Origin of the sequence: Pseudonocardia zijingensis, from assembly GCF_042657305.1 — a bacterium.
Lineage (GTDB): Bacteria > Actinomycetota > Actinomycetes > Mycobacteriales > Pseudonocardiaceae > Pseudonocardia > Pseudonocardia zijingensis.
Genome location: NZ_JBHSKO010000038.1, coordinates 1 through 22,019, shown reverse-complemented (window position 1 = coordinate 22,019; position 22,019 = coordinate 1). Strand labels below are relative to the sequence as shown.

General features: G+C 74.9%; 13 protein-coding genes. 9 read left to right on the top strand and 4 right to left on the bottom strand.

What is annotated here, in order from left to right; all coding sequences use genetic code 11:
- Positions 1–4: 4 nt before the first annotated feature.
- The 5 genes from ACFPL3_RS39325 to surE all read left to right on the top strand — a co-directional run bounded on the left by ACFPL3_RS39325 (position 5) and on the right by surE (position 4,989).
- Entirely contained in the window at positions 5–748 is a 744-nt protein-coding gene (locus tag ACFPL3_RS39325) for a hypothetical protein (protein ID WP_343946041.1), read from the top strand.
- Positions 745–1,389 carry a hypothetical protein gene (locus ACFPL3_RS39320; protein ID WP_343946040.1) on the top strand — a complete coding sequence of 215 codons (645 nt, stop codon included), beginning with the start codon at positions 745–747 and terminating at the stop codon, positions 1,387–1,389. The genes ACFPL3_RS39325 and ACFPL3_RS39320 overlap by 4 nt, the downstream gene beginning before the upstream one ends.
- A 112-nt stretch (positions 1,390–1,501) precedes the next feature.
- The gene (locus tag ACFPL3_RS39315) at positions 1,502–3,202 is read left to right on the top strand and encodes a formate--tetrahydrofolate ligase (RefSeq protein WP_343946039.1); all 1,701 of its coding nucleotides are present in this window, start codon (positions 1,502–1,504) and stop codon (positions 3,200–3,202) included.
- 44 nt (positions 3,203–3,246) lie between these two features.
- On the top strand, positions 3,247–4,203 hold the full coding sequence (locus tag ACFPL3_RS39310) for a 1-phosphofructokinase family hexose kinase (RefSeq protein WP_343946038.1): 957 nt from the start codon (positions 3,247–3,249) through the stop codon (positions 4,201–4,203).
- A gap of 3 nt (positions 4,204–4,206) precedes the next feature.
- Positions 4,207–4,989, top strand: a complete 783-nt coding sequence (surE, locus tag ACFPL3_RS39305) for a 5'/3'-nucleotidase SurE (RefSeq protein ID WP_379590756.1) — start codon at positions 4,207–4,209, stop codon at positions 4,987–4,989.
- 89 nt (positions 4,990–5,078) lie between these two features.
- Here surE and ACFPL3_RS39300 read toward each other — a convergent pair whose 3' ends face one another.
- Positions 5,079–6,254 (bottom strand): glycosyltransferase, encoded by a 1,176-nt coding sequence (locus ACFPL3_RS39300; RefSeq protein WP_379590754.1) that lies wholly within the window; start codon positions 6,252–6,254, stop codon positions 5,079–5,081.
- A gap of 155 nt (positions 6,255–6,409) precedes the next feature.
- Between ACFPL3_RS39300 and ACFPL3_RS39295 the strand changes: the two genes are divergently transcribed.
- Positions 6,410–10,798 carry a SpoIIE family protein phosphatase gene (locus ACFPL3_RS39295; RefSeq protein ID WP_379590752.1) on the top strand — a complete coding sequence of 1,463 codons (4,389 nt, stop codon included), beginning with the start codon at positions 6,410–6,412 and terminating at the stop codon, positions 10,796–10,798.
- On the opposite strand, the gene ACFPL3_RS39290 is transcribed toward ACFPL3_RS39295, so the two are convergent.
- Positions 10,795–11,214: an STAS domain-containing protein gene (locus tag ACFPL3_RS39290; RefSeq protein ID WP_343942681.1), complete on the bottom strand. Its 420-nt coding sequence runs from the start codon at positions 11,212–11,214 to the stop codon at positions 10,795–10,797. The genes ACFPL3_RS39295 and ACFPL3_RS39290 overlap by 4 nt on opposite strands.
- Positions 11,215–11,402: 188 nt before the next feature.
- Here ACFPL3_RS39290 and ACFPL3_RS39285 point away from each other — a divergent pair, with 188 nt between their 5' ends.
- A complete protein-coding gene (locus ACFPL3_RS39285; protein WP_343942680.1) occupies positions 11,403–12,455 on the top strand; it encodes an AbrB family transcriptional regulator in 1,053 nt (350 codons plus the stop codon).
- A gap of 123 nt (positions 12,456–12,578) precedes the next feature.
- Here the strand turns inward: ACFPL3_RS39285 and ACFPL3_RS39280 are convergent, their stop codons facing one another.
- Both ACFPL3_RS39280 and ACFPL3_RS39275 read right to left on the bottom strand, forming a co-directional pair.
- A complete protein-coding gene (locus tag ACFPL3_RS39280) occupies positions 12,579–13,121 on the bottom strand; it encodes a response regulator (protein ID WP_343942679.1) in 543 nt (180 codons plus the stop codon).
- Positions 13,118–17,662 (bottom strand): HAMP domain-containing protein, encoded by a 4,545-nt coding sequence (locus ACFPL3_RS39275; protein ID WP_343942678.1) that lies wholly within the window; start codon positions 17,660–17,662, stop codon positions 13,118–13,120. Before ACFPL3_RS39275 ends, ACFPL3_RS39280 begins: the two co-directional genes overlap by 4 nt.
- Between ACFPL3_RS39275 and ACFPL3_RS39270 the strand changes: the two genes are divergently transcribed.
- Both ACFPL3_RS39270 and ACFPL3_RS39265 read left to right on the top strand, forming a co-directional pair.
- The gene (locus tag ACFPL3_RS39270) at positions 17,546–20,020 is read left to right on the top strand and encodes a SpoIIE family protein phosphatase (protein ID WP_343942677.1); all 2,475 of its coding nucleotides are present in this window, start codon (positions 17,546–17,548) and stop codon (positions 20,018–20,020) included. The genes ACFPL3_RS39275 and ACFPL3_RS39270 overlap by 117 nt on opposite strands.
- Positions 20,021–20,158: 138 nt before the next feature.
- Positions 20,159–21,664 (top strand): GDSL-type esterase/lipase family protein, encoded by a 1,506-nt coding sequence (locus tag ACFPL3_RS39265; protein ID WP_343942676.1) that lies wholly within the window; start codon positions 20,159–20,161, stop codon positions 21,662–21,664.
- Positions 21,665–22,019: the final 355 nt, after the last annotated feature.

Genomic DNA, 22,019 nt, shown 5'->3' with positions numbered 1-22,019 from the left:
TGCGGTGGACAGCACCGTGATCGTCCTCGTCGTCGTCATCGCGGTACTGGTGGTGGCGCTCATCGCCGCCGGAATGCTCCTGGCGCGGCGCCGCCGCAGCGAGCGCCTCCAGGAGCGCTTCGGCCCCGAGTACGACCGCAGCATCGACCGCGCGGGCGACAAGCGCGCCGCAGAGGCCGACCTCGCCGAGCGCGAGAAGCGGCACCGCAAGCTCGACATCCGCGACCTGCGCCCCGAGGAGCGCGACCGGTTCGCGGCCTCGTGGGAGGGCATCCAGCGCGAGTTCGTCGACGACCCCCGCCGCGCCGTGCACGACGCCGACCTGCTGGTCGTCGACATCATGCGCACGCGCGGCTACCCCGTCGGCGACACCGACGGCGACACCGACAGCGACTTCGACCGCCGCGCCGCCGACATCTCCGTCGAGCACCCGGAGATCGTGCAGCGCTACCGCGACGCCCGCGCCGTGCGCGACGCCACCGCCCGCGGCGACGTCGACACCGAGCAGCAGCGCCACGCGGTGACCTCCTACCGATCGCTCGTGGAGGCCCTGCTCACCTCGTCGCGATCCGCTGAGCACCACACCGACCAGATCCCCGAGCAGCGCCACACCGACCAGCACGCCGACCAGCCCGTGGACGGGTACCGCACCGACGGGCACCACGCAGACGGGCAGCACGACCACGGGCAGTACGACGGCACGCACCGCGGTGACCAGCACGTGACGAGCGAGGAGCCCACCCGATGAGGCCCGACCAGGCAGCGCCGGACCACGCGGCACCGGAACACGCGGCACCCACCCAGCGCGGGCCCGGACCGCAGCAACCCGACCAGTTCGACGGGGCCCGGCACGCCGGGGCTCCGCAGGAGCGGATCCAGCAGGAGCGGGGCCGGCCGTGGGAGTCGCCGCAGCAGCCGAGCACTCCGCCCGAGCAGCGCACACCCGCGGAGCAGCGTTCACCGGTCGAGCAGCGGCCCCCGGGGCAGCAGCAGCCACCTGGGCAGCAGCAGACGCCGGCGCGCCAGGGCACAGCGGCGGAGCAGCCGACGCCGAGCGGGGACCCGAGCCCCGGGCCGCGAACGCCGCAGGCGCACACCGGCGCCGGCTCGGGCGACGGTGCCACGGAGCGCCTCGTCCCCGCCGACCACGCGGCGTCGTACCAGTCGCGGTGGAACGAGGTGAAGGGCGCGTTCGTCGACGAGCCGCGCGGCGCCGTTGCCCAGGCCGACGCGCTGGTGGGCGAGCTGCTGGACGAGCTGGAGACGCTGTTCCGCGAGCAGCGTCGCAGCATCGAGCAGGGCCTGGACGCCGACGAGACGTCCACGGAGGACCTGCGTCTGGCCCTGCGCCGCTACCGCAGCTTCTTCGACCGGCTGCTCGCGCTCTGAGTCCAGCCCCACCCCCACTCTCCCCCCTGTGATCGGGGCCACTCGCCGGTTACCGTGAGCCACGGTGTGCCGGCGGCCCCGATCACGGGGGCCACGAGGGTGAGGGGGCGCGATGGGGGCATTCCCGTCGGATCTGGAGATCGCGAAGGGCGCCGCGCTGCGGCCGCTGGTCGACGTGGCGGCCGAGATGGGGATCGGGGAGCACCTGATCACCCCGTACGGCAGGCAGGTCGCCAAGGTCGAACTGGACGCGATCGACGAGCTCGCCGACCGTCCCCGCGCCAAGTACGTGCTGGTCTCCGCCGTCACCCCCACCCCGCTCGGCGAGGGGAAGACCACCACCACCGTGGGCCTGGGCCAGGCGATGCGCCACATCGGCCGCACGGCCACGGTCGCGGTCCGCCAGCCCTCGATGGGCCCGACGTTCGGCATCAAGGGCGGCGCGGCAGGCGGGGGCTACTCGCAGGTGGTGCCGATGGAGACGCTCAACCTGCACCTCACGGGCGACTTCCACGCCGTCACCGCCGCCCACAACATGCTCTCGGCGATCCTCGACAACCACCTGCACCAGGGCAACGCGCTCGGCATCGACCTGCACAACATCACCTGGCGGCGGGTGCTCGACGTGAACGACCGGGTGCTGCGCAACATCGTGGTGGGGCTCGGGTCGAAGGGCGACGGCCTGCCGCGCCAGACCGGGTTCGACATCACGGCGGCGTCCGAGGTGATGGCGATCTTCGCGCTCGCGCGGTCGGTGCCGGAGCTGCGGGAACGGCTCGGCCGGATCGTGGTGGCGTACACGGGCGCGGGCAAGCCGGTCACGGCCGAGGACATCGGCGGTGCCGGCACGATGGCCGTGATCATGCGTGACGCCCTGCGCCCCAACCTGCTCCAGACGCTGGAGGGCACGCCGGTGCTCGTGCACGCGGGCCCGTTCGGCAACATCGCGCACGGCAACTCGTCGGTGGTGGCCGACCTCATCGGCATCCACGGGGGCGACTTCCTCATCACGGAGGCAGGGTTCGGCGCCGACATGGGTGCCGAGCGGTTCTTCAACATCAAGTGCCGGGCGTCGGGGCTGCGCCCGGACGCGGCCGTCGTGGTGGCCACCGTGCGGGCGCTGAAGGCCCACTCCGGACGGTTCCGGATCATCGCGGGCAAGCCGCTGCCCCCGGAGCTGCTGGCCGAGAACCCCGACGACGTGCACGCGGGCGCGGCGAACCTGCGCAAGCAGATCGAGAACATCCGGCTGCACGGGGTGTCGCCGGTGGTCGCCATCAACGCGTTCCCCGACGACCACCCCTCCGAGCACGCCGCGATCGCGGAGATCGCCGAGTCGGTCGGCGCCCGCTCGGCCGTGTGCACGCACTTCGCCGACGGCGGGCGCGGGGCGGTCGACCTGGCGCACGCGGTGGCGGAGGCCGCGCAGGAGCCGTCGGACTTCCGGTTCCTCTACCCGGACGACGCCCCGCTGCGGGAGAAGATCGAGACGGTGGCCCGGCGGGTCTACGGCGCGGACGGCGTCGACTACGACCTCGCCGCGGCGCGCCAGCTCGACTCCTACGAGCGCAACGGGTTCGGCAACCTGCCGGTCTGCATCGCGAAGACCCACCTGTCGATCTCGTCGGACGCCTCGCTGAAGGGCGCGCCCACCGGGTGGCGCCTTCCGGTGCGGGAGGTGCGCGCCTCGGTCGGCGCCGGGTTCATCTACCCGATCTGCGGCGACATGCGCACCATGCCGGGGCTCGGCGCCAGCCCGGCGGCCCACCGCATCGACCTGGACGCCAACGGGGAGATCGTCAACCTCTCCTGACACTGATCGGGCGTACTCACGGCCGCACCGGGTACGAACCGGACATGTCCCCCGCTGACACCCCAGCCGTCGTCGTCTTCGCCCCCTCGCCCCTGCTCACCGTCACGATCGAGGACCGGGCGGGCCGGCCCGACATCCACGTCCACGCAGGCGGGCAGGGGGTGTGGCAGACCCGGATGATCTCGACGCTCGGCGTTCCCGTGGTGCTGTGCGCCGCGCTCGGGGGCGAACCGGGTGACGTGCTCGGGCACCTCCTGGAGGGCGAGGGCGTCGACCTGCGCACCGTGCGCGTGCAGACCCGCAACGGCGGCTACGTGCACGACCGGCGCGACGGGGAGCGCGAGTCGGTCGCGGAGGCGCCGGGCGGGCCCCTGGACCGTCACGAGCAGGACGAGCTCTACGAGCTCGTGCTGCAGGAGGGGCTGCGCCACGGCACCGCGATCCTCGCCGGGCCGAACGCCGACCAGGTGATCCCGGCGTCGCTGTACCGGCGTCTGGCCACCGACCTGGGCGCGAACGGGTGCCGGGTGGCCGCGGACCTGTCCGGGGAGCGGCTCGACGCGGTGCTCGCCGGCTGCCCCGCGGTGCTGAAGGTGAGCCACGAGGAGCTCATCGCCGACGAGCGGGCCGACAGCGACGACCCGGCCACCCTGGTGGCCGCGATGACGCGGCTGCGGGAGGAGGGGGCCGGCACCGTGATCGTCTCCCGGGCGGCCGAACCGGCGCTCGCGCTCCCCGCGGACGCCGAGCCGGGTGACGACGGTGCGGTCCTGGAGCTGCACGTCCCGCCGCTGGAGCCCGCGGAGACCCGCGGTGCGGGCGACTCGATGACGGCCGGGGTGGTCGCATCGCTCGTGCGCGGCGACCCGATCCGCGAGGCGCTGCGCACCGGCGCGGCGTGCGGCGCGCTCAACGTCGTGCGCCGCGGGCTCGGCACGGGTGGCGAGGCGGCCATCCGGGCTCTCGCCGAGCGGGTCGAGCTGGTGGAGTGGAAGGGCTGAGCGGTGCGCGCGCTGGTGACCAACGACGACGGCATCGACTCCGCCGGCCTCGCCGCGCTCACGCGCCTCGCCGCGGGGGCCGGGCTCGACGTCGTGGTGGCGGCGCCCGCGGAACAGTCGAGCGGGGCGAGCGCGGCGATCACCGCCGTGCGCGACGAGGGGCGCACGCTCGTGGAACGCAGGGACCTGCCCGGCTTCGACGGCGTGCAGGCCTGGGCCGTGCGGGCGCAGCCGGGGCACATCGTCGTCGCCGCGCTCACCGGCTGGCTGGACCCGGCCCCCGACCTCGTGCTCTCGGGGGTCAACCGGGGCGCCAACGTGGGGCGCGCGGTGCTGCACTCGGGCACGGTGGGGGCCGTGCTCACCGCCGCCGTGCACGACGTGCGCGGGCTCGCGGTCAGCCTCGACGTCGCCCTGCACCCCACGGGCGAGCGCCACTGGGACGCCGCCGACGCGCTCTTCCCGCGTTTGCTGGAGCTCCTGCTCGACGCACCGGCGGGCACGGCGCTCTCGCTGAACGTTCCCGACCGCCCGCCGTCGGAGCAGCGGGAGCTGCGCCACGCGCGCCTCGCCGCGTTCGGCTCCGTGCAGGCGCGCGTCGACGAGGTGGGCGACGGCGGGCTGCGCCTGGGCGAGATCGAGGTGGGGACCCGGCCGGAGGAGGGCACCGACGGCGCGCTCCTGGCCGCCGGTCACCCCACGCTGACGGCGCTGCGCCCCGTCACCGAGGCCGAGGACCGCCTGGTGCCGGAGTGGCTGGCGCGGTCGGAGCGCCGCCGGGCCTGACCGGGATGCGGGCTGCCGGCCGGGGCAGGAAAGCCACATTCAGGGCCTCTCCGGCCCTGAATGTGGCTTTCCTGAACTCCCGGGTCGGGTCAGGGATTGGCGGTGGCGACTCGGGACCGGGCGGCCACCACCTCGGTGTAGACCCGCTCGGTGGCGGGGCCGACCTGGTCCCAGCCGTAGCGGGCGAGCACCCGATCGCGGCCCGCGATCCCGTACGCCGCGGCCAGCGTGGTGGAGCCGAGCAGCTCGCGCAGGGCCGTGGCGAGGGCGTCGGGCCGCCGCGGGGGCACCAGCACGCCGGTGACCTGGTCGACCACGGTGTCGCGCATCCCGCCGACGTCGCTGCCCACCACCGGGCGCCCGCACGCCATCGCCTCGAGCGCCACGCCGTCGCACGCCTCGTACCAGGGCACGCAGGCCACGACGTCGGCCGAGCGCAGCAGGGCGGCCACGTCGTCGCGGTCGGCCGGGCCGGTCAGGTGGACGCGGTCGGCCACGCCGCAGCGGGCGGCGCACTCCCGCACCCGGGCCGCGTCCGCGTCGTCGGGGTCGGCGCCGCCGACCACCACGAGCTCCGCGGCGGGCACCCGCCGCATCGCCTCGACGAGCTCGTCCACGCCGGTGCGGCGCCCCGTGCCGGCGGGCGCCACCACGCGGGGCCGCCCGCCGCGGGGGGCGACGGGGCCGTCGGGCGCGAACCGCACCGTGTCGACGCCCCGCGCGACCACGGTCATCCGCCGCCGCGGCGCACCCATGCGGGCGAGCTCGAACGCCTCGTCGGTGCTGGTGGCGAGCACGCGGTCGGCCTGGCGGGCCACGGCGAGCTCGGCGCGGGCGCGCCCGGCCGGACTCGGGTCGTCGGCGCCCTCGTGCCTGCGCTGCACGCTGCCCAGCGCGTGGAAGGTCTGCACCACCGGGAACCGCCCGCCCGAGGCCGCGAGCGCGGCCATGCCGGACAGCCAGAAGTGGGCGTGCACGACGTCGGGCGGCTCGGCGGTCCAGGCCTCGTCGAGCGCCTTCGAGAGCGCGGGGAGCTGCGTGACGAGATCGTCCCCCGCCCCCGCCTGCCCGCCCGCGATCCAGCGCACGACGACGCCCGCGCCCACGGGCACCATGGCGCGCAGCTCGGCCTCGTCACGCCGGGTCCACACCGTGACCTCGTGCCCCGCGGTGGCGAGCGCGTTGCTCAGCTCGACCACGTGCACGTCCTGACCACCCGATCCGACGAGTGGGTTCGCGTGCTCGGACACCATCGCGATGCGCACCGTGGATCAGCTCCTGCTCGTGGGGTTGACGACATCCATGCGCATTGATTCGGCGAAACGGCCGCGATCGAAACGTGCGCCCCCACGCATCGGTCCCCCGGGCGTGCCGATCGCTCGCCCGGCGGCGGCGCGTGCGCGGACCCTAGAATCCCCGGGTGACCGCCGCCAGCGCGCTGCCGTTCCCCGCCGCGGACGGCGAGCTGAGCAGGCTGATCGGTGCCTACGAGTGGTCCGGCGGCCCGCTCGGGCCGCCGTCGCAGTGGCCGGGCCCGGTGCGGGCCACCGCCGGCATCGTGCTCGAGTCGCCGCAGCCGATGCTGCTCTGGATCGGGCCCGAGCTCGTCGTGCTCTACAACGACGCCTTCGCCCGGCTCGCAGGCCGCGCCCACCCGGCCGCGCTGGGCCGTCCCGGTGCGCGCGCGTTCTCCGCCGCGTGGCCGGTGGTGGGCCCCGCACTCGACGAGGTGCTCGCCACCGGCACGGGCGTGTCGGTGGACGCCCAGCCGCTGGTCCTGGCCCGGGGGGAGGGCGCGGAGGAGACGCACTGGGACCTGCGGCACTCCCCCGTCCGCGGCGAGGGCGGCGAGGTGCTCGCCGTGCTCACGATCACCAGCGAGACCACCGCGCGCGTGATCGGCGAGCGGCGGAGGGAGACGCTGCGCGCGCTCGGTGACCTGTCGCCGGTGCGGATCGCGCCGGCGGGCCATGCGGTGGAGCACGTCACCGTGGCGGCCCTCGACGTGCTGGCCCGCAACCCCCGCGACATCCCGTTCGCCGCCGTCTGCCGGCCGGCCCGCGCCGACGCGCGGGAGCTGGAGGTGGTGGCCGCGTACGGCCTCCAGGACGGCCTGCCGCCGTTGCCCGCGACCGACGGTGGGGCCTCGGCACCGGAGCAGGCGTGGCGCACCGGCGAGCGGGTGGTCGTGCGCGGGCTGCGCGAGCGCGCGCCGGATGCCCTCGCCGCGGCCCACCCGCTGGGACCGCTCACCCCGGACGCCGCCGTCGTGGTGCCGCTGGGTGCGCGCGCGCTCGTGCTCGGCACCAACCCGTACCGGCCGCTCGACGACGACCAGCTCGCGTTCCTCGGGGCCGTCGAGAACCACGTGTCCACGGTCCTGGCCGACGCGGGCGCGCTCGACGACGTGCTCGACACCGCCCGCCGCGACGGGCGCGCCACGTCCGACGACGCGCTCAGCACCGCGCTGTTCCAGGAACGCGAGCGCTACCGCACGCTGGTGACCCAGGCGCCGGTGGGGATCTGGGTGGCCGACCGGCGGGGCACCACCACGTTCGTCAACGACCAGATCGCCCAGCTGTGGGGCCGCCCCGCGGCCGAGCTCACCGGTGCGGGCTGGGCCGACCAGGTGCACCCCGACGACCGGGAGGCCGCCGCGGCGGGGTGGGCCGCCGCGGTGCGCCACGGCACGGTCTGGGACTCCACGTACCGCATCGTCGCGGCCGACGGCACGGTCCGCGAGGTCCGCACGTCGGCGCGGCCGCTGCGCGACCCGGCGGGCGCGGTCACCGGCTTCCTCGCCACCACCGCCGACATCACCGAGGAGCGGCGCGCCGAGCAGATCCGCCGCGACGTGGCCACCGAGCACGCCGCGCGGAAGGCCTCGGAGGCGGCGGCGGCGCGGCTGCGCGCCATGGTGCAGGGGCTCGCGGCGATCGTGTGGGAGGCCGACTGGCGGCCGGGCGACGGCACGGGCGCCACCGGGCTGCGGTTCACCTTCGTGTCCGACCGCGCCGAGGAGCTGCTCGGCCATCCGGCGTCACGCTGGCGCGACGACCCGGACTTCTGGCCCGCGATGATCCACCCCGAGGACCGCGACGAGGCGCTGGCCTTCACCGGCGACCGCACCGCGGCGGGCGTCGACCACGACCTCACCTATCGCGCCGTTGCGACCGACGGCCGGGTGCTGTGGCTGCACCAGGTGGTGCACGTGGTCACCGGCGCGGACGGCACACCGGTGGCCGCGCAGGGCCTCACCGTGGACGTCACCGAGCAGAAGCGGGCCGAGCGCTCGGCGGCGCTCCTCGCCGAGACGGGGCGGCTCGTCACGCAGGACGGCAGCGTCGAGGACCGGCTGGGCGACCTCGCGCGGCTCGTGGTGCACGACCTCGGCGACGCGGGCGTCGTGGCGCTGGTGGGGCACGACGGCCTGCTGCACGGCGCGGCGGTGGACGCCGGGGTGCACCGCGTCCACGCCGCCGTCGCCCGGGCGCTGCGCACCCCCGGGGTCCGCCTGCCCCCGTCGGTGGCCGAGGCACTCGCACCGGGTGTGCCCGTGGTCGTCCCGGTCACCGACGAGCTGCTGCGGGTGGCGCTGGCCGGCGAGGCCGACGCCACGGCCCGGATCGCCCACCGGGCGCGCAATGCGCTGGTGGTGCCGCTCGTCGTCGGCGGGGAGCTCGCGGGCGTGCTCGCGTTCGTGAACTTCGGCGCCGGCCGCTACTACGACGGCACCGAGCTCGACCTGGCCGCCGAGCTGGGCAGGCGGGCGTCGATGATGCTCACCTCCGACCGCGGGCGCACGCGGGAACGCCGGCTGCAGCAGGTGAGCTCCGACCTCGCGTCCGCGGGCAGCGTCCTGGAGGCCGCGCGGCTGCTCGTCGGGCGCCTGCCCGACTTCGTCGGCGCCTCGGGGGTGAGCGTCTACCTCGCCGACCCCGAGCGGGGCCTGCGGCTGGTGCACGCGGTGGGCTACGACCCGGTGGACAACGGCGGGCACAACGGCGGGGCAGCACCGGCGCGCCTCGACGACCCGGTGCCGATCACCGCCGCCGCGCGCACCGGCGAACCGGTGTGGATCCGCGACCGGGTGGAGTGGGCGCGCGACTGGCCGGAGCTGGCGGCCCGCGCGAGCGCCGCCGACCGGCACGCGGCCGCGGCGCTGCCGCTCGCCGCCGTGGGCCGGGTGGTCGGGGCGATCGGCCTGTCCTTCCCCACCGAGCGCGGCTTCCCGGCCGAGGAACGCGACTTCGTGCTCGCCCTCGTCGCGCAGGCGGCGCCGGCGTTCGAACGGGCGGCCGCGGCCGACGAGCGCCGGGTGATCGCCGAGACGCTCCAGAAGAGCCTCCTGCCACCCACGCTCCCGCACCTGGACCGGATCCTGCTGGCCTCCCGCTACCTGCCCGGCGCCCGCGGGAGCCAGGCGGGCGGCGACTGGTACGACGTGCTGCCGCTCGACGAGGGGCGGGTCGCGATCGCCGTCGGCGACGTGGTGGGCCAGGGCGCGCGCGCCGCCGCGATCATGGGCCAGCTGCGCAGCGCCCTCTCGGGCTACCTGCTCGAGGGCCACGGCCCGGTGCAGGCCCTCGAACGGCTCGACCGGTTCGCCGGCCGCGTGCCCGGCGCCACCGGCAGCACAGTGGCCTGCCTCGTGCTCGACCCGGGCACCGGCGACCTCGTGTGGGCCCGCGCAGGCCACCCGCCACCGCTCGTGGCCGGGCCCACCGGCTGCCGCCGCCTCGACGACGCCACCGGCACCGTGCTGGGCGTGCGCGCCCGGCCGCCCTTCACGGCGGGCAGCGCCACGATCCGGCCGGGCGACAGCATCGTGCTCTACACCGACGGCCTCGTGGAGCGGCGCGGCGAGCTCGTCGACGACGGCATCGAGCGGCTCGCCGGCATCGCCGCCGATCGGCACGGGCTCGCCCCCGACACCCTGACCGACGCCCTGCTCACCGGGGCGCTGGCCGGGAGCCCCAGCAACGGCGGGCCCGACCCGGCCGACGACGTCGCCCTCATCGTGGCCCGGCTGGTGCCGCCCCCGTTGCGGCTGGTGCTGCCCGCGCAGGCGCCCGTGCTCCGCGAGCTGCGGGCCGCGGTGCTCGCGTGGGCGGAGGCGGGCGGTGTGGGCGAGGACGCGGTCTACGACCTGCAGCTCGCCGTCGGGGAGGCCGCCGCCAACGCCGTGGAGCACGCCTACCGCGACCGCGCGCCGGGCACCATGTCCGTCGAGCTCGAGCAGGGCCCCGACGGCGGCGTCGAGGCGCACGTCCGCGACGAGGGCAGCTGGCGCCCCGCCCCGGAGGACAAGGGCTACCGAGGCCGGGGCCTGGAGCTGATCCGCGACGTCAGCAGCCGGATGCGGCTGCACCACGGACCCGACGGCACCGACGTGCGGTTCACGCTGCCCGCGACGGGCGCACCCGCCCCCACCGGCCCGGTGGGTGGCCGCCCGGCCGTGCCGCCGCCCCCGGGCCCGGCCGACGTGCGGGTCGCGGGCGGCACGGTGGAGATCCGCGGGGAGCTCGACCTCGCCGGTGTGCAGGGCGTGCGCGAGGAGGTGCTGGCGTCCGCCGACGCCGGCGGCATCGTCACGGTGGACCTGCGGGCGACCACCTACCTCGCGAGCGCGGGCGTGGCCCTGCTGGTGGAGGCCGACCGGCGCGTCCGCGCCGCGGGCGGGCGCCTGCGGGTACGCGTGCGCTCGGGCCACGTCGTACGCCGCGCCCTCGCCCTGAGCGGCGTGGACACCCTGATCGACGTGGTCGACACGGGCGACGCAGGCGACACCGGCGACCGGCCGCGCTAGACGCTCGAGCCGGTCACGAGGTCGTCGAGGGCCTCGGCCACCGTGTCGCTGTGGTGCAGCACCGGCCCGAGCCGGGTGATGTCCAGGACCCGCCGCACGATCGGGGGGCCGGCGGCGGTGCGGAACCGCACGCCCGCCTCGTCGGCCCGCTGCTGCGCGTCGATCAGCACCACCAGGCCGGTGGAACCGCAGAAGGTGACCCCGCCGAGGTCGACGACCACGCCCCGGCCTGCGGTGGTGAGGGCCTCGTGGGTGGCGTCGCGCAGGAGGTCGGCGCTGGAGACGTCGACCTCACCGAAGGGTGAGACGACCACGACCCCGGGCCGCGACTCGTGGACCTCGACACGCAGCAGCTCCGGGCGCGGCGCGCCCGGCGGGTCGCCGTGGCGGCCGGGGAGCTCGGTTCCGTTGCTCATCGCGTTCCGTTCCGACTCGGTCCGGTGCGGTGCGGGGCCGGGCGGGTGCCCGGGGGCCGCCCCGCTCCGTCCACACTGCACCGGTGCAGACCGGCCCGCAAGTGGCTCTTGTGCACCCGGACGGGTCGAGCTCGGCCGGATCCACCGGCAGCGGGTGACCGCAGGCGCATGCCCGAGAATCGGGGGCGATGAGATCGCCGAGATCGCCCGGATGGGCGCGCTGGTCCCTGCTGGTCGCGCTCACCGCCGGGGGCACCGCGGCGCTGACGCCGCTCGGCGTTCCCTCTCCCGCGCTCTTCGCCGGGCTCCTCGTGGCCACGGCCCTCGCGCTGGGCGGGTGCGGGGTGGACGTGCCGCGGCCGCTCAACACGGCGGCCCAGTCCGTCATCGGCGTGGTGATCGGCGTGCTGGCCCAGCCGGGCGCGTTCGCCGGGCTGGCGACGCAGTGGGTGCCGGTGGTGCTCGTGTCGGTGGCGACGCTCGCGGTGAGCATGGCCGCGGGCCTCCTGCTCGGACTGCGCCGCGGGGTCTCGGCCCTCACCGGCATGCTCGCGCTCACCGCGGGCGGGGCGTCCGGGCTGGTGGCCGTCAGCCGCGACCTCGGCGGCGACGACCGCGTGGTGGCGGTCGTGCAGTACCTGCGCGTCGGGATGGTCACGGCCACGATGCCGGTGGTCGCCGCCGTCGGGTTCGGCGCGGCCGCGGGCTCCGGCCCCGAGGCGGCCGCGCCCGCGCCCCTCACCGTGGACCTCGTGCACCTCGTCGTCTGCGCCGTGGCAGGCACCGCGCTGGCCCGCGCCGCGCGGGTGCCCGCCGGTGCGCTGCTCGGCCCGATGACCGCGGCCATCGCCCTCACCCTCGCCGGCTGGTCGTTCGGCGCCGTGCCGCCCGCGCCCCTGGTGGAGCTCGCCTACGCGGTGATCGGCTGGCAGGCCGGGGCCCGGTTCACCCGCGAGAGCCTGCGCACCGTGCTCGGCGCGCTCCTCCCGGCCGCCGCCCTCATCGCGGGGGTCATCCTCACCTGCGCCGGTCTGGGGCTGCTGCTGTCGGCCCTCACCGGCGCCACGGCGCTGGAGGGCTACCTCGCCACCACCCCGGGCGGGGTCTACGCCGTGCTGGCCACCGCCGTCTCGGCCGGCACCGACGTCACCTTCGTGATGGCGGTGCAGGTGCTCCGGGTGATCATCATGCTGCTCGTGACCCCGGCGCTCGCCCGGCTCGCGCCCCGGCCCGACGGCTGAGCACCCGAGATCGGATCACCCGATCGGCGGGACCCGGCGTGCGGCGGCGGGTGCCGGGTATCCGAGCGCGGGCCCCGGTCGCCCCCCGACCGGCCGGGGCCCGGCCAATTCCCCGGGTTCCGGTCAGCCCGCGCCGAGCCGCGCGCCGCGCACGGCGGCCAGCCGGGCACGTGCCCGCGCCACGTCGGCGGGATCGCCGCCGTCGAGGAGCTCCAGCGCCTCGTCGATGGCACCCCGCAGCACCAGCACCTCCCCCGCCCGGTCGGCGAGCTGGGTGTGGGTGCTCCACAGGTCGACGAACACGGCCACCTTGGACCGCAGCACCCAGGGGTCGAACGGCTTGGTGATGTAGTCCACGGCCCCGGCCTGGTAGCCGCGGAAGGCCAGGTGCGGGTCGTAGTCGACCGCGGTGAGGAACAGGATCGGGATGTGGCGGGTGCGTTCGCGCTGCTTGACGTGCCCCGCGGTCTCGAACCCGTCCATGCCCGGCATGTGCGCGTCGAGCAGGATCACCGCGTAGTCCTCGACGAGCAGCCGCTTGAGCGCGTCCTCGCCGCTCGTGACGGCCACCAGCTCGATCGGCAGCCCCTCCAGGATGGCCTGCAGGGCGAGCAGGTTCTCCCGCCGGTCGTCGACCGCGAGCACCCGCGGTGTCTGGCGGGTCACCGCCCACCACCGACTGCCCGGATGCCGCCACCGACGCCGTTGCCGAAGCCGCCGACGGCCACCCCCGACGTGCTCGCGCGGCCGCGGCGCGGGGTGATCCACGAGGCCATCAGCGCGAGCAGCTCGTCGAGGTCCACGGGTTTGGTGACGTAGTCGGTGGCCCCGGCGGCGAGGCTCGACTCGCGGTCGCCCGGCATGGCCTTGGCGGTGAGGAACACGACCGGCAGGTCGCGGCCCTGGGGCAGCTGGCGGATGCGCCGCGTGGTCTCGTTGCCGTCCAGGTCGGGCATCATCGCGTCCATCAGCACCACGTCCACCTCGGGGTGCTCGGTGAGCAGGCGGATCCCCTCCGCCCCGTTGTCGGCGTAGATCACCGTGAGCCCGTGCAACTCGAGCGCGCTGGTGAGCGCGAAGACGTTCCGCACGTCGTCGTCGACGATCAGCACGGTGACCCCCGCCAGTTCCGGGGCGGGGCGCGCCCCGGTGGGGCCGCCCGGGCCCGTGCGCAGGATCGGGTTGGCCGACGCGGCCGGGCGCGGTGGCTCGAGCGTGGGCTCCGGGAGGGCGAGCGCGGGGATCGGCGGGCGGGGCGTCATCCGGGCGGCCGCGGCCGTGACCGGGGGCAGCTCGTCGGGCAGCAGGAGCGTGAACACCGAGCCCTCGCCGGGCCGCGAGCTGACCTCGATCTTGCCGCCCAGCATGCGCGCGAGCTCCTTGGAGATCGACAGGCCCAGGCCGGTGCCGCCGTACTTGCGGCTCGTGGTGCCGTCGGCCTGCTGGAACGCCTCGAAGATCATCTCCAGCTTCTCCTGCGGGATGCCGATCCCGGTGTCCCCGACCGAGAACGCGATCACGGTGCGCGCCGAGTCGAGGGCGGGCACCCCGTGCAACGTGCCGGAGGGCACCACGGAGACGCCGAGGCTGACGTGGCCGGAGTCGGTGAACTTCACGGCGTTGGCCAGGAGGTTGCGCAGCACCTGCTGCAGCCGCTGGTCGTCGGTGACGATCGAGTCCGGCAGCTCGTCGCCCGTGTCGACCCGCATCTCGAGGCCCTTCTCCTCGGCCTGCGGGCGGAACGCCTGCTCCACCGACGAGAGCACCTGCGACAGGTTCACCGGCGCCGGGTCGACGTCGACCCGGCCCGCCTCGATCTTGGACAGGTCGAGGATGTCGTCGATCAGCCGCAGCAGGTCCGAGCCCGCGCTGTGGATCGTGCTGGCGAACTCGATCTGCTTCTCGGTGAGGTTGTTGTTCGGGTTGTCGGCCAGCAGCCGGGCCAGCAGCAGCAGCGAGTTGAGCGGGGTGCGCAGCTCGTGGCTCATGTTGGCCAGGAACTCCGACTTGTACTGGCTGGCCAGCGCCAGCTGCTGCGCCTTCTCCTCCACCCCGCGCCGCGCGGCGTCGATCTCCATGTTCTTGATCTCGACGTTGCGGTTCTGCTGCGAGAGCTGCTCGGCCTTCTCCTCCAGCTCCGAGTTGGCCCGCTGCAGCTCGGCGGACTGGTCCTGCAGCTCCATGGCGAGCACCTGGGACTGCGACAGCAGCTCCTCGGTGCGCCGGTTGGCCCGGATCGTGGTGATCGCGACGCCGATCGTGGCGACGAGCCGCTCCAGGAACGTGAGGTGCAGCGGGGTGAACGTCGACACCGAGCCCAGCTCGATCACGCCGAGGCACTCGTCCTCGAACTGCACCGGCAGCACCACGACGGTGCGCGGAGATGCGGAGCCGACCGCCGAGCGGATCGGCAGGTAGTCGGCGGGCACGCCCTCGACGAGCACGACCTGGCGGGTGGCGGCCGCCTGCCCGACCAGCCCCTCCCCCGGCCCGAACGACAGCGGCGGGTCGCCCGCCGTCATGGCGTAGCCCCCGGTCATCACCCAGCGGTCCGGGTCGCCACCGGAGATGATCGACGGCTCGGCCGCCAGGAAGAACGCCCCGACCTGGGCGTTCACCAGCGGCGCGACCTCGTTCATGATCATCTGGCAGACCTCGTTGAGGTCGCGCTGGCCCTGCAGCAGCCCACCGATGCGCACCAGGTTGGAGTCGAGCCAGCCCTGCTCGGCGTTCTGCTGGGTGGTCTCGCGCAAGGTGGCGATCATCTGGTTGATCGTGTCCTTGAGGTCCGCGATCTCCCCGCGGGCCGCCACCGTGATCTGCTGCGTGAGGTCGCCGCTCGCCACCGCGGTGGAGACGGCCGAGATCGCGCGCAGCTGGGTGGTGAGGGTGGCGGCCAGCTGGTTCACGTTCTCCGTGAGGTCGCGCCACGTGCCCGACACGCCCCGGACCTGCGCCAGCACGCCGAGCTTGCCCTCCGTGCCCACGTCGCGGGCCACGCGCGACACCTCGTCGGCGAACGACGAGAGCTGGTCGACCATGGTGTTGACGGTGAGCTTGAGGTCGAGGATCTCGCCGCGGGCGTCCACGGTGATCTTCTGGCTCAGGTCACCGCGCGCCACCGCCGTGGTGACCTGGGCGATGTTGCGCACCTGCGCGGTGAGGTTGCCCGCCAGCTGGTTCACGTTCTCGGTGAGGTCGCGCCACGTGCCCGCGACGCCCTTCACCGTGGCCTGGCCACCCAGCTTGCCCTCGGTGCCCACCTCGCGCGCCACACGAGTGACCTCGTCGGCGAACGACGAGAGCTGGTCCACCATCGTGTTCACCGTCGACTTGAGCTCCAGGATCTCGCCCCGCGCGTCGACCGTGATCTTCTGGCTCAGGTCGCCCTGGGCCACGGCGGTGGTGACCTGGGCGATGTTGCGCACCTGCGCGGTGAGGTTGCCCGCCAGCTGGTTCACGTTCTCGGTGAGGTCGCGCCACGTGCCCGCGACGCCCTTGACCTCGGCCTGGCCACCGAGCTTGCCCTCGGTGCCCACCTCGCGCGCCACGCGCGTGACCTCGTCGGCGAACGACGAGAGCTGGTCGACCATCGTGTTGACCGTCGACTTGAGCTCGAGGATCTCGCCCTGCGCGTCGACGGTGATCTTCTGCGACAGGTCGCCGCGCGCCACGGCGGTGGTGACCTGGGCGATGTTGCGCACCTGGCCGGTGAGGTTCGAGGCCATGTAGTTGACGTTGTCGGTGAGGTCGCGCCAGGTGCCGGCAACGCCCTTCACCGTGGCCTGGCCACCCAGCTTGCCCTCGGTGCCCACCTCACGCGCCACACGAGTGACCTCGTCGGCGAACGACGAGAGCTGGTCCACCATCGTGTTCACCGTCGACTTGAGCTCCAGGATCTCGCCCCGCGCGTCGACCGTGATCTTCTGGCTCAGGTCACCGCGCGCCACCGCAGTGGTGACCTGGGCGATGTTGCGCACCTGCGCGGTGAGGTTGCCCGCCAGCTCGTTGACGTTCTCGGTGAGGTGGCGCCAGGTGCCCGACACGTTGGGCACCGCCGCCTGGCCGCCCAGCTTGCCCTCGATGCCCACCTCACGCGCCACACGCGTGACCTCGTCGGCGAAGCTCGACAGCTGGTCCACCATCGTGTTCACCGTCGACTTGAGCTCCAGGATCTCGCCCCGCGCGTCGACCGCGATCTTCTGGCTCAGGTCGCCCTGCGCCACCGCCGTGGCCACCTGGGCGATCCCGCGCACCTGGTCGGTGAGGTTGGCCGCCATCAGGTTCACGGCGTCGGTGAGGTTCTTCCACGTGCCCGCGACGTTGGGCACCGCCGCCTGGCCGCCGAGGCGGCCCTCGGTGCCCACCTCCACCGCCACGCGGGTGACCTCGTCGGCGAACAGGCGCAGCGTGTCGGTGAGCGAGTTGATCGTCTCGGCGAGCTCGGCCACCTCGCCCCGGGCGCTCACCGTGATCTTGCGCGACAGGTCGCCCTGCGCGATGGCCGTGGCGGCCGTGGAGATCGAGCGCACCTGGTTGGTCAGGTTGCTCGCCATCGTGTTCACCGAGTCGGTGAGCGCGCGCCACGTGCCCGCGACCCCGCGGACGTCGGCCTGCCCGCCCAGCATGCCCTCGGTGCCCACCTCGCGCGCCACGCGCGTGACCTCGTCGGCGAAGCTCGACAGCTGGTCGACCATCGTGTTCACCGTGCGGCCGATCCGGCGGAACTCACCGCGCAGCGGCCTGCCCTCGATCTCGAGGGCCATGTGCTGGGACAGGTCGCCCTCGGCAACCGCCTCGATCACGCGGGCGATCTCGGCCGTGGGCGTGACCAGGTCGTCGATCAGCGTGTTGACCGCCTGCACGCCGTGGGCCCAGCCGCCGTCGTAGGCCTCCTCGTTGAGCCGCTCGGACATCCGGCCCTCACGCCCGACCGTGCGGCTGATCCGCAGGATGTCGCGGTTGCGGCGCTCCATGAGCGCCACGAGCTCGTTCACCTGATCGACCAGCTCGCCGGGGGACCCGTCGCGCCGCGGTAGCCGCACGTCGAAACGACCGCGCCGCACCTGGTGCAGGACGTCGGCGATCTCGTGCAGGAGAACGGATTCCTGATCCGCCCCCGGGGTGGTCTCCTGGGCCGCCGCCTGCGCACGACCGGCCGGGGCAACGCCCGCCGGCTCGGTGCTCTGGCGCGGGGTCCTGGTCATCTCCGCCGTCCCTCCACTGCTCGGGCCGGCGACCGGACACGGGCGCGCGCCGTATCCACTGGGGTCGGGGCACCGGCGCGGCCGCCGCAGCCCTCGACAGTAGTGGATCCGGACCCGATCCGACCCCGCCCCGGTGCACCCGGCCGGTCGGAGCGCACCCGCGCGACGCGCGGGACCCGCCGGTGCGACCGGTGCGGTGGGCGGCCGGCAGGGCGAGAGGGCAGACTGCACGCCGTGCCCGTTCAGCTCGAGCGGCGGACCAGGTTGCCGCCGGACCCGCGATCCGCAGGGCGAGCGCGACGGATGCTCCAGGAAGCGTTACGCGAGCTGGAGGTACCCGACGGCTCCCCGGACGAAGGCAAAGGTGTCGACCCCGACATGGCCGACACCGCGATCCTGCTCGCCAGCGAGCTCTGCGAGAACGCGGTGATGCACGCCGGCACCGAGTTCGAGGTGGCCCTCACCGTCACCGACACCGCGCTCACGGTGGCCGTCACCGACCGGGGCCCGGGCCCGCTCGAGCTGCACCTCGCCCAGCCGCGCCAGCGCTACGGCCGCGCCGCGAGCCACGGGCGCGGTCTCGCGCTCGTGCAGCGCCTGTCCACCACGTGGGGCACCCGGCACGAGGCCGACGGCCGGCACGTCATCTGGTTCTCGCTCGCCCGGGCCGAGCAGCCCGCGGCCACGCCCGCGCCGCCCGCCCCGCCCGACGCCGAGCGGGTCTGGACCACCGCCGAGCAGGCCCGGTGGCTGCTGCACGTGCCGCCGGGGCTGGTCGACCGGCTCGAGCCCGCCGAGCTGGTGGCCGAGCTCGTGCGGCGGCTGCGCGAGCTCCTCGACGCCGAGTCGGTGAGCGTCGAGGTCGACGAGGGCGACGGCACCGGCGCCAAGGAGATCACCCGCGACGGCAGCCCGGACCCGGGTCTCTCCACCGGCAGCGAGATCATCTCCGGGGTCGGACCGGGCCCGGACCGCCGCGTCGAGGTGCGGCTGCCCACCACGGCGCCCCTGCGCGGGGTCCTGCGCGTCACCCACCGCGCGGGCGGCGGCGCCGACCCCGAACGCACCCGCGACCTCACCGAGCTGATCGCCTACCGGGTGGCCATGGCGGTCGAGTCGCAGTGGCTGCGCGCCGTGGACCAGCGCAGGCGGTCCTGGATGACCTACCTCGCCGAGACCAGCGAGCTGCTCGGCCAGTCGCTCGACGTCGACCTCGCGGTGGCCGTCGTGCCCCAGGTCGTGGTGCCGCGGCTGGGCCGCTGGTGCGCGGTGCACCTCGTCGAGCCGTCCGGGGGGCTGCGTCTGGCCGCGCTCACCCACGCCGACGAGGACGCCCTGCCGGAGCTGCGCGCCGTGCTCGACCCCGACGGGCAGCCCGGCCCGCCATCCGAGCTGCGCGCCCGGCTGGCCGAGGTGGTGCGCGACGGGTCGTCGGCCGTGCGGTTCGCCGTGCCGACCGACGGCATCGCGCTGCCGCTGCGGGCCCGCGGCCGCGCGCTGGGCACGCTGCTGGTCGGCAGGCCCGCCAACCGGCCCCACAGCCCCGAGGACGTCGTGCTCGCGGGCGACGTCGCCCGCCGCGCCGCCCTGGCGATCCACAACGCCCAGAGCACCGGCGCGCACGTCGCGGTGTCCCAGGCGCTGCAGCAGGCGCTGCTGCCCCGCGCGCTGCCGGTGGTGCCCGGCGTCGAGTTCGCCGCCGAGTACCTGCCCGCCAGCACCGGCAGCGACGTCGGCGGCGACTTCTACGACGTGCTCACCGTCGACCCCTCCAGCTGGCTCGTCTCCATCGGCGACGTGTGCGGCAAGGGTGCGCGCGCCGCCGCCCGCACCGGCCTGGTGCGCGACGTGCTGCGCGTGCTCGTGCGCCAGGACCGCTCGCTCCCCCGCGCCGTCGAGCGGCTCAACGACGTCATGATCGAGGCGGCCGACCCGCTCCAGTTCTGCACGCTCGCCGCCGCGATGGTGAGCCGCAACCGCCGCGGCGGGCGTGGGGGGCTCGACGTCCAGCTCGTGCTCGCGGGACACGTGCAGCCGGTGCTCGTGCGCGCCGACGGCACCGCCGAGCTCATCGGCACGTTCGGCACGGCCGTGGGGCTGGTGCCCACCGTGCGCCTCACCTGCACCGAGCACCGCGTGGCGCCCGGCGACACGCTGCTGGTCTACACCGACGGCGTCACCGAGCGCCGCAGGGGCCGCGAGCAGTTCGGCGCCGAACGGCTGCTCACGGTGGCCGCCCGCGCGGCGGGCCGCCCGGCCGTGCAGATCGTGGGCGCCGTGCGCGACGCCGTGGAGCGGTTCTCCGCTGAACCCCTCGACGACGACGTGGCCCTGCTCGCGGTGCGCGCCGCTCCCTGAGACCGCCCCGCACACCACGCCCGGTACGCGCCCTCTACGCCGGAAGTCCCACCGGATCCGCCGGTCGGTCGTACCCTCGGCGACCGAGCCGACGCATAGTGGAAGCGGCTCGAGGATGCGCCCGGGGAACCGCAGCTCGTGTACGGAGGTGGAGCACTGGACGCGCAGCGCAGCCGGCGGACAGTACTCGGGGAGCTGCGTTCCTGGCCGACGATCGTGCTCGTCCTGTTCTGCCTGGGCGTCGGGATCCCGGTCACGGTCGCCCTCACCCCCGCACAGGACCTCGTCGTGTTCGGCCAGCACGTCTCCGTCGGCGCCCGCCCGCCGGACCTGTCCGTGGCGGGGCCCGCCCGGCTCGTCCAGGTCGGGAACACCGCCCTCGACGTCGACCAGCTGCACATCTACGGGCCGCTGCGCCCCGAGCTCACGATGGGCCCGGTGCAGCGCAACGCGGCCGCCGCCGCCGTTTTCGACCCCGTGGAGGGCCCCCAGGCCCAGGACGCCGCGCTCAAGGCCGTCACCGGCGGGTTCCTCACCTGGTACGTCCTGGGCGGGCTCGGCCTGCTCGCGTTCACCCTCGCCGCCGCGGGTGGCGCCGCGGGCATCCGCACCCTCGTGGTGCTGCGCCGCCAGAGCCGCGCCCACGGCGAGCACGCCCCGCTGCACGAGATCTTCACCTACTGCGTGCGCGCCGCCCGCCGGATGACCGTGATCGCCCTCGTCACGTCCGTCCTCGCCTGGCTGGGCTCGGGAGCGCTCGCCGTCAGCGGCACCCTGCAGGGCCTGCGCGGGGTCACCTCCCTCGCCCAGCTCGTGGGCGCCTACCACCTCACGCCCGACGCGGTCGGCCCGGAGATCACCGGCTACGACGGTGCCGTCATCGGCGACTCGCGGGCGGCGCGCCTCGGCGGCCCGCCCGTGCCCGACGGCACCCCCGACGACGTGGCCTGCCAGCGCAGCACCGACTCGCTCGCCGCCGAGATCGGCCACCTGCTGCCGGCGCGGGTGCTCAACCTGGCCTGCCCGAGCGCCACGATCACCAGCGGGCTGCGCGGGCCCCAGGACGCGGGGGGCCGCTCGGTGCCCGCCCAGGTCGGTGTGCTCAAGCAGGTGCAGGACCTGCGGTTCGTCGTGGTCGCGATCGGCCCCAACGACGTGGGGTGGATCGACTTCCTGCAGTACTGCTACGGCGTCCCCGACTGCTCCGACCGGCTCACCCAGGGCGAGTTCGATTACCGCCTCGCCGCGTTCGACCGCGTGTACGGCGACCTGCTCATCGACCTCAACGAGCTGCCCGGCAGCCCGCAGGTGATCATCATGACCTCCTACGGCGCCTTCCCGCCCGACGCCGACTGCGCCGACACCCGCGCCGAGGGCTACCCCGGCCTCGACCCCGTCAAGATCGAGCTGCTCAACGACCGGAACAAGCAGCTCAACGACGTGCTGACCGCCGGCGCCCAGAAGTACGGCTTCGCCGTGGCCGACCCGAAGCTCGCCATGCTCTGCGAGAAGGGCACCGACGGGCTGGGGCCGGACCTGCAGGGCATGACCGACCCGTTCCCGTTCCACCCCACCGGGATCGGCTCGCTGCGGATGGCCTCCTCGGTGGCGCGCCAGATCCTGCCGCCGCCCTCGGAGGGCTAGAAGGGTCCTGAACAACTCCGGCCGTAGCGAGCGGCTCCCGGGGCTTCGCGCAGCGATCAAGGGCGAATGGTCGTCGGCAGCGCCGATCAAGGGCTAATGGTCGTCCTTGGAGATCATCTAGCGACCTCTTCCCCTTGATCGATGGGTCGGTCCGCGGCCCGCCGCCCGCAGCAATCACATCGACGGAGCGTCTGAGCGGCGATCGAGTCCGGAATCGCTCGTTCAGGAGGGCTAGGGAGTGTCTGGTGGATCATGGAAGCCAGGTGAGCAGGGCTGCGAGGTGGAGCGCTCCGAGGTAGTTGCGGGCGTGCCGGTCATAGCGGGTGGCCAGTCCTCGCCAGTGTTTGAGCTGGCA

Coding starts and splice junctions, on each gene's coding strand:
- ACFPL3_RS39320 (WP_343946040.1), top strand. CDS start 745: ATGAGGCCCGACCAGGCAGCGCCGGACCACGCGGCACCGGAACACGCG.
- ACFPL3_RS39315 (WP_343946039.1), top strand. CDS start 1,502: ATGGGGGCATTCCCGTCGGATCTGGAGATCGCGAAGGGCGCCGCGCTG.
- ACFPL3_RS39310 (WP_343946038.1), top strand. CDS start 3,247: ATGTCCCCCGCTGACACCCCAGCCGTCGTCGTCTTCGCCCCCTCGCCC.
- ACFPL3_RS39290 (WP_343942681.1), bottom strand. CDS start 11,214: ATGAGCAACGGAACCGAGCTCCCCGGCCGCCACGGCGACCCGCCGGGC.
- ACFPL3_RS39285 (WP_343942680.1), top strand. CDS start 11,403: ATGAGATCGCCGAGATCGCCCGGATGGGCGCGCTGGTCCCTGCTGGTC.
- ACFPL3_RS39275 (WP_343942678.1), bottom strand. CDS start 17,662: ATGACCAGGACCCCGCGCCAGAGCACCGAGCCGGCGGGCGTTGCCCCG.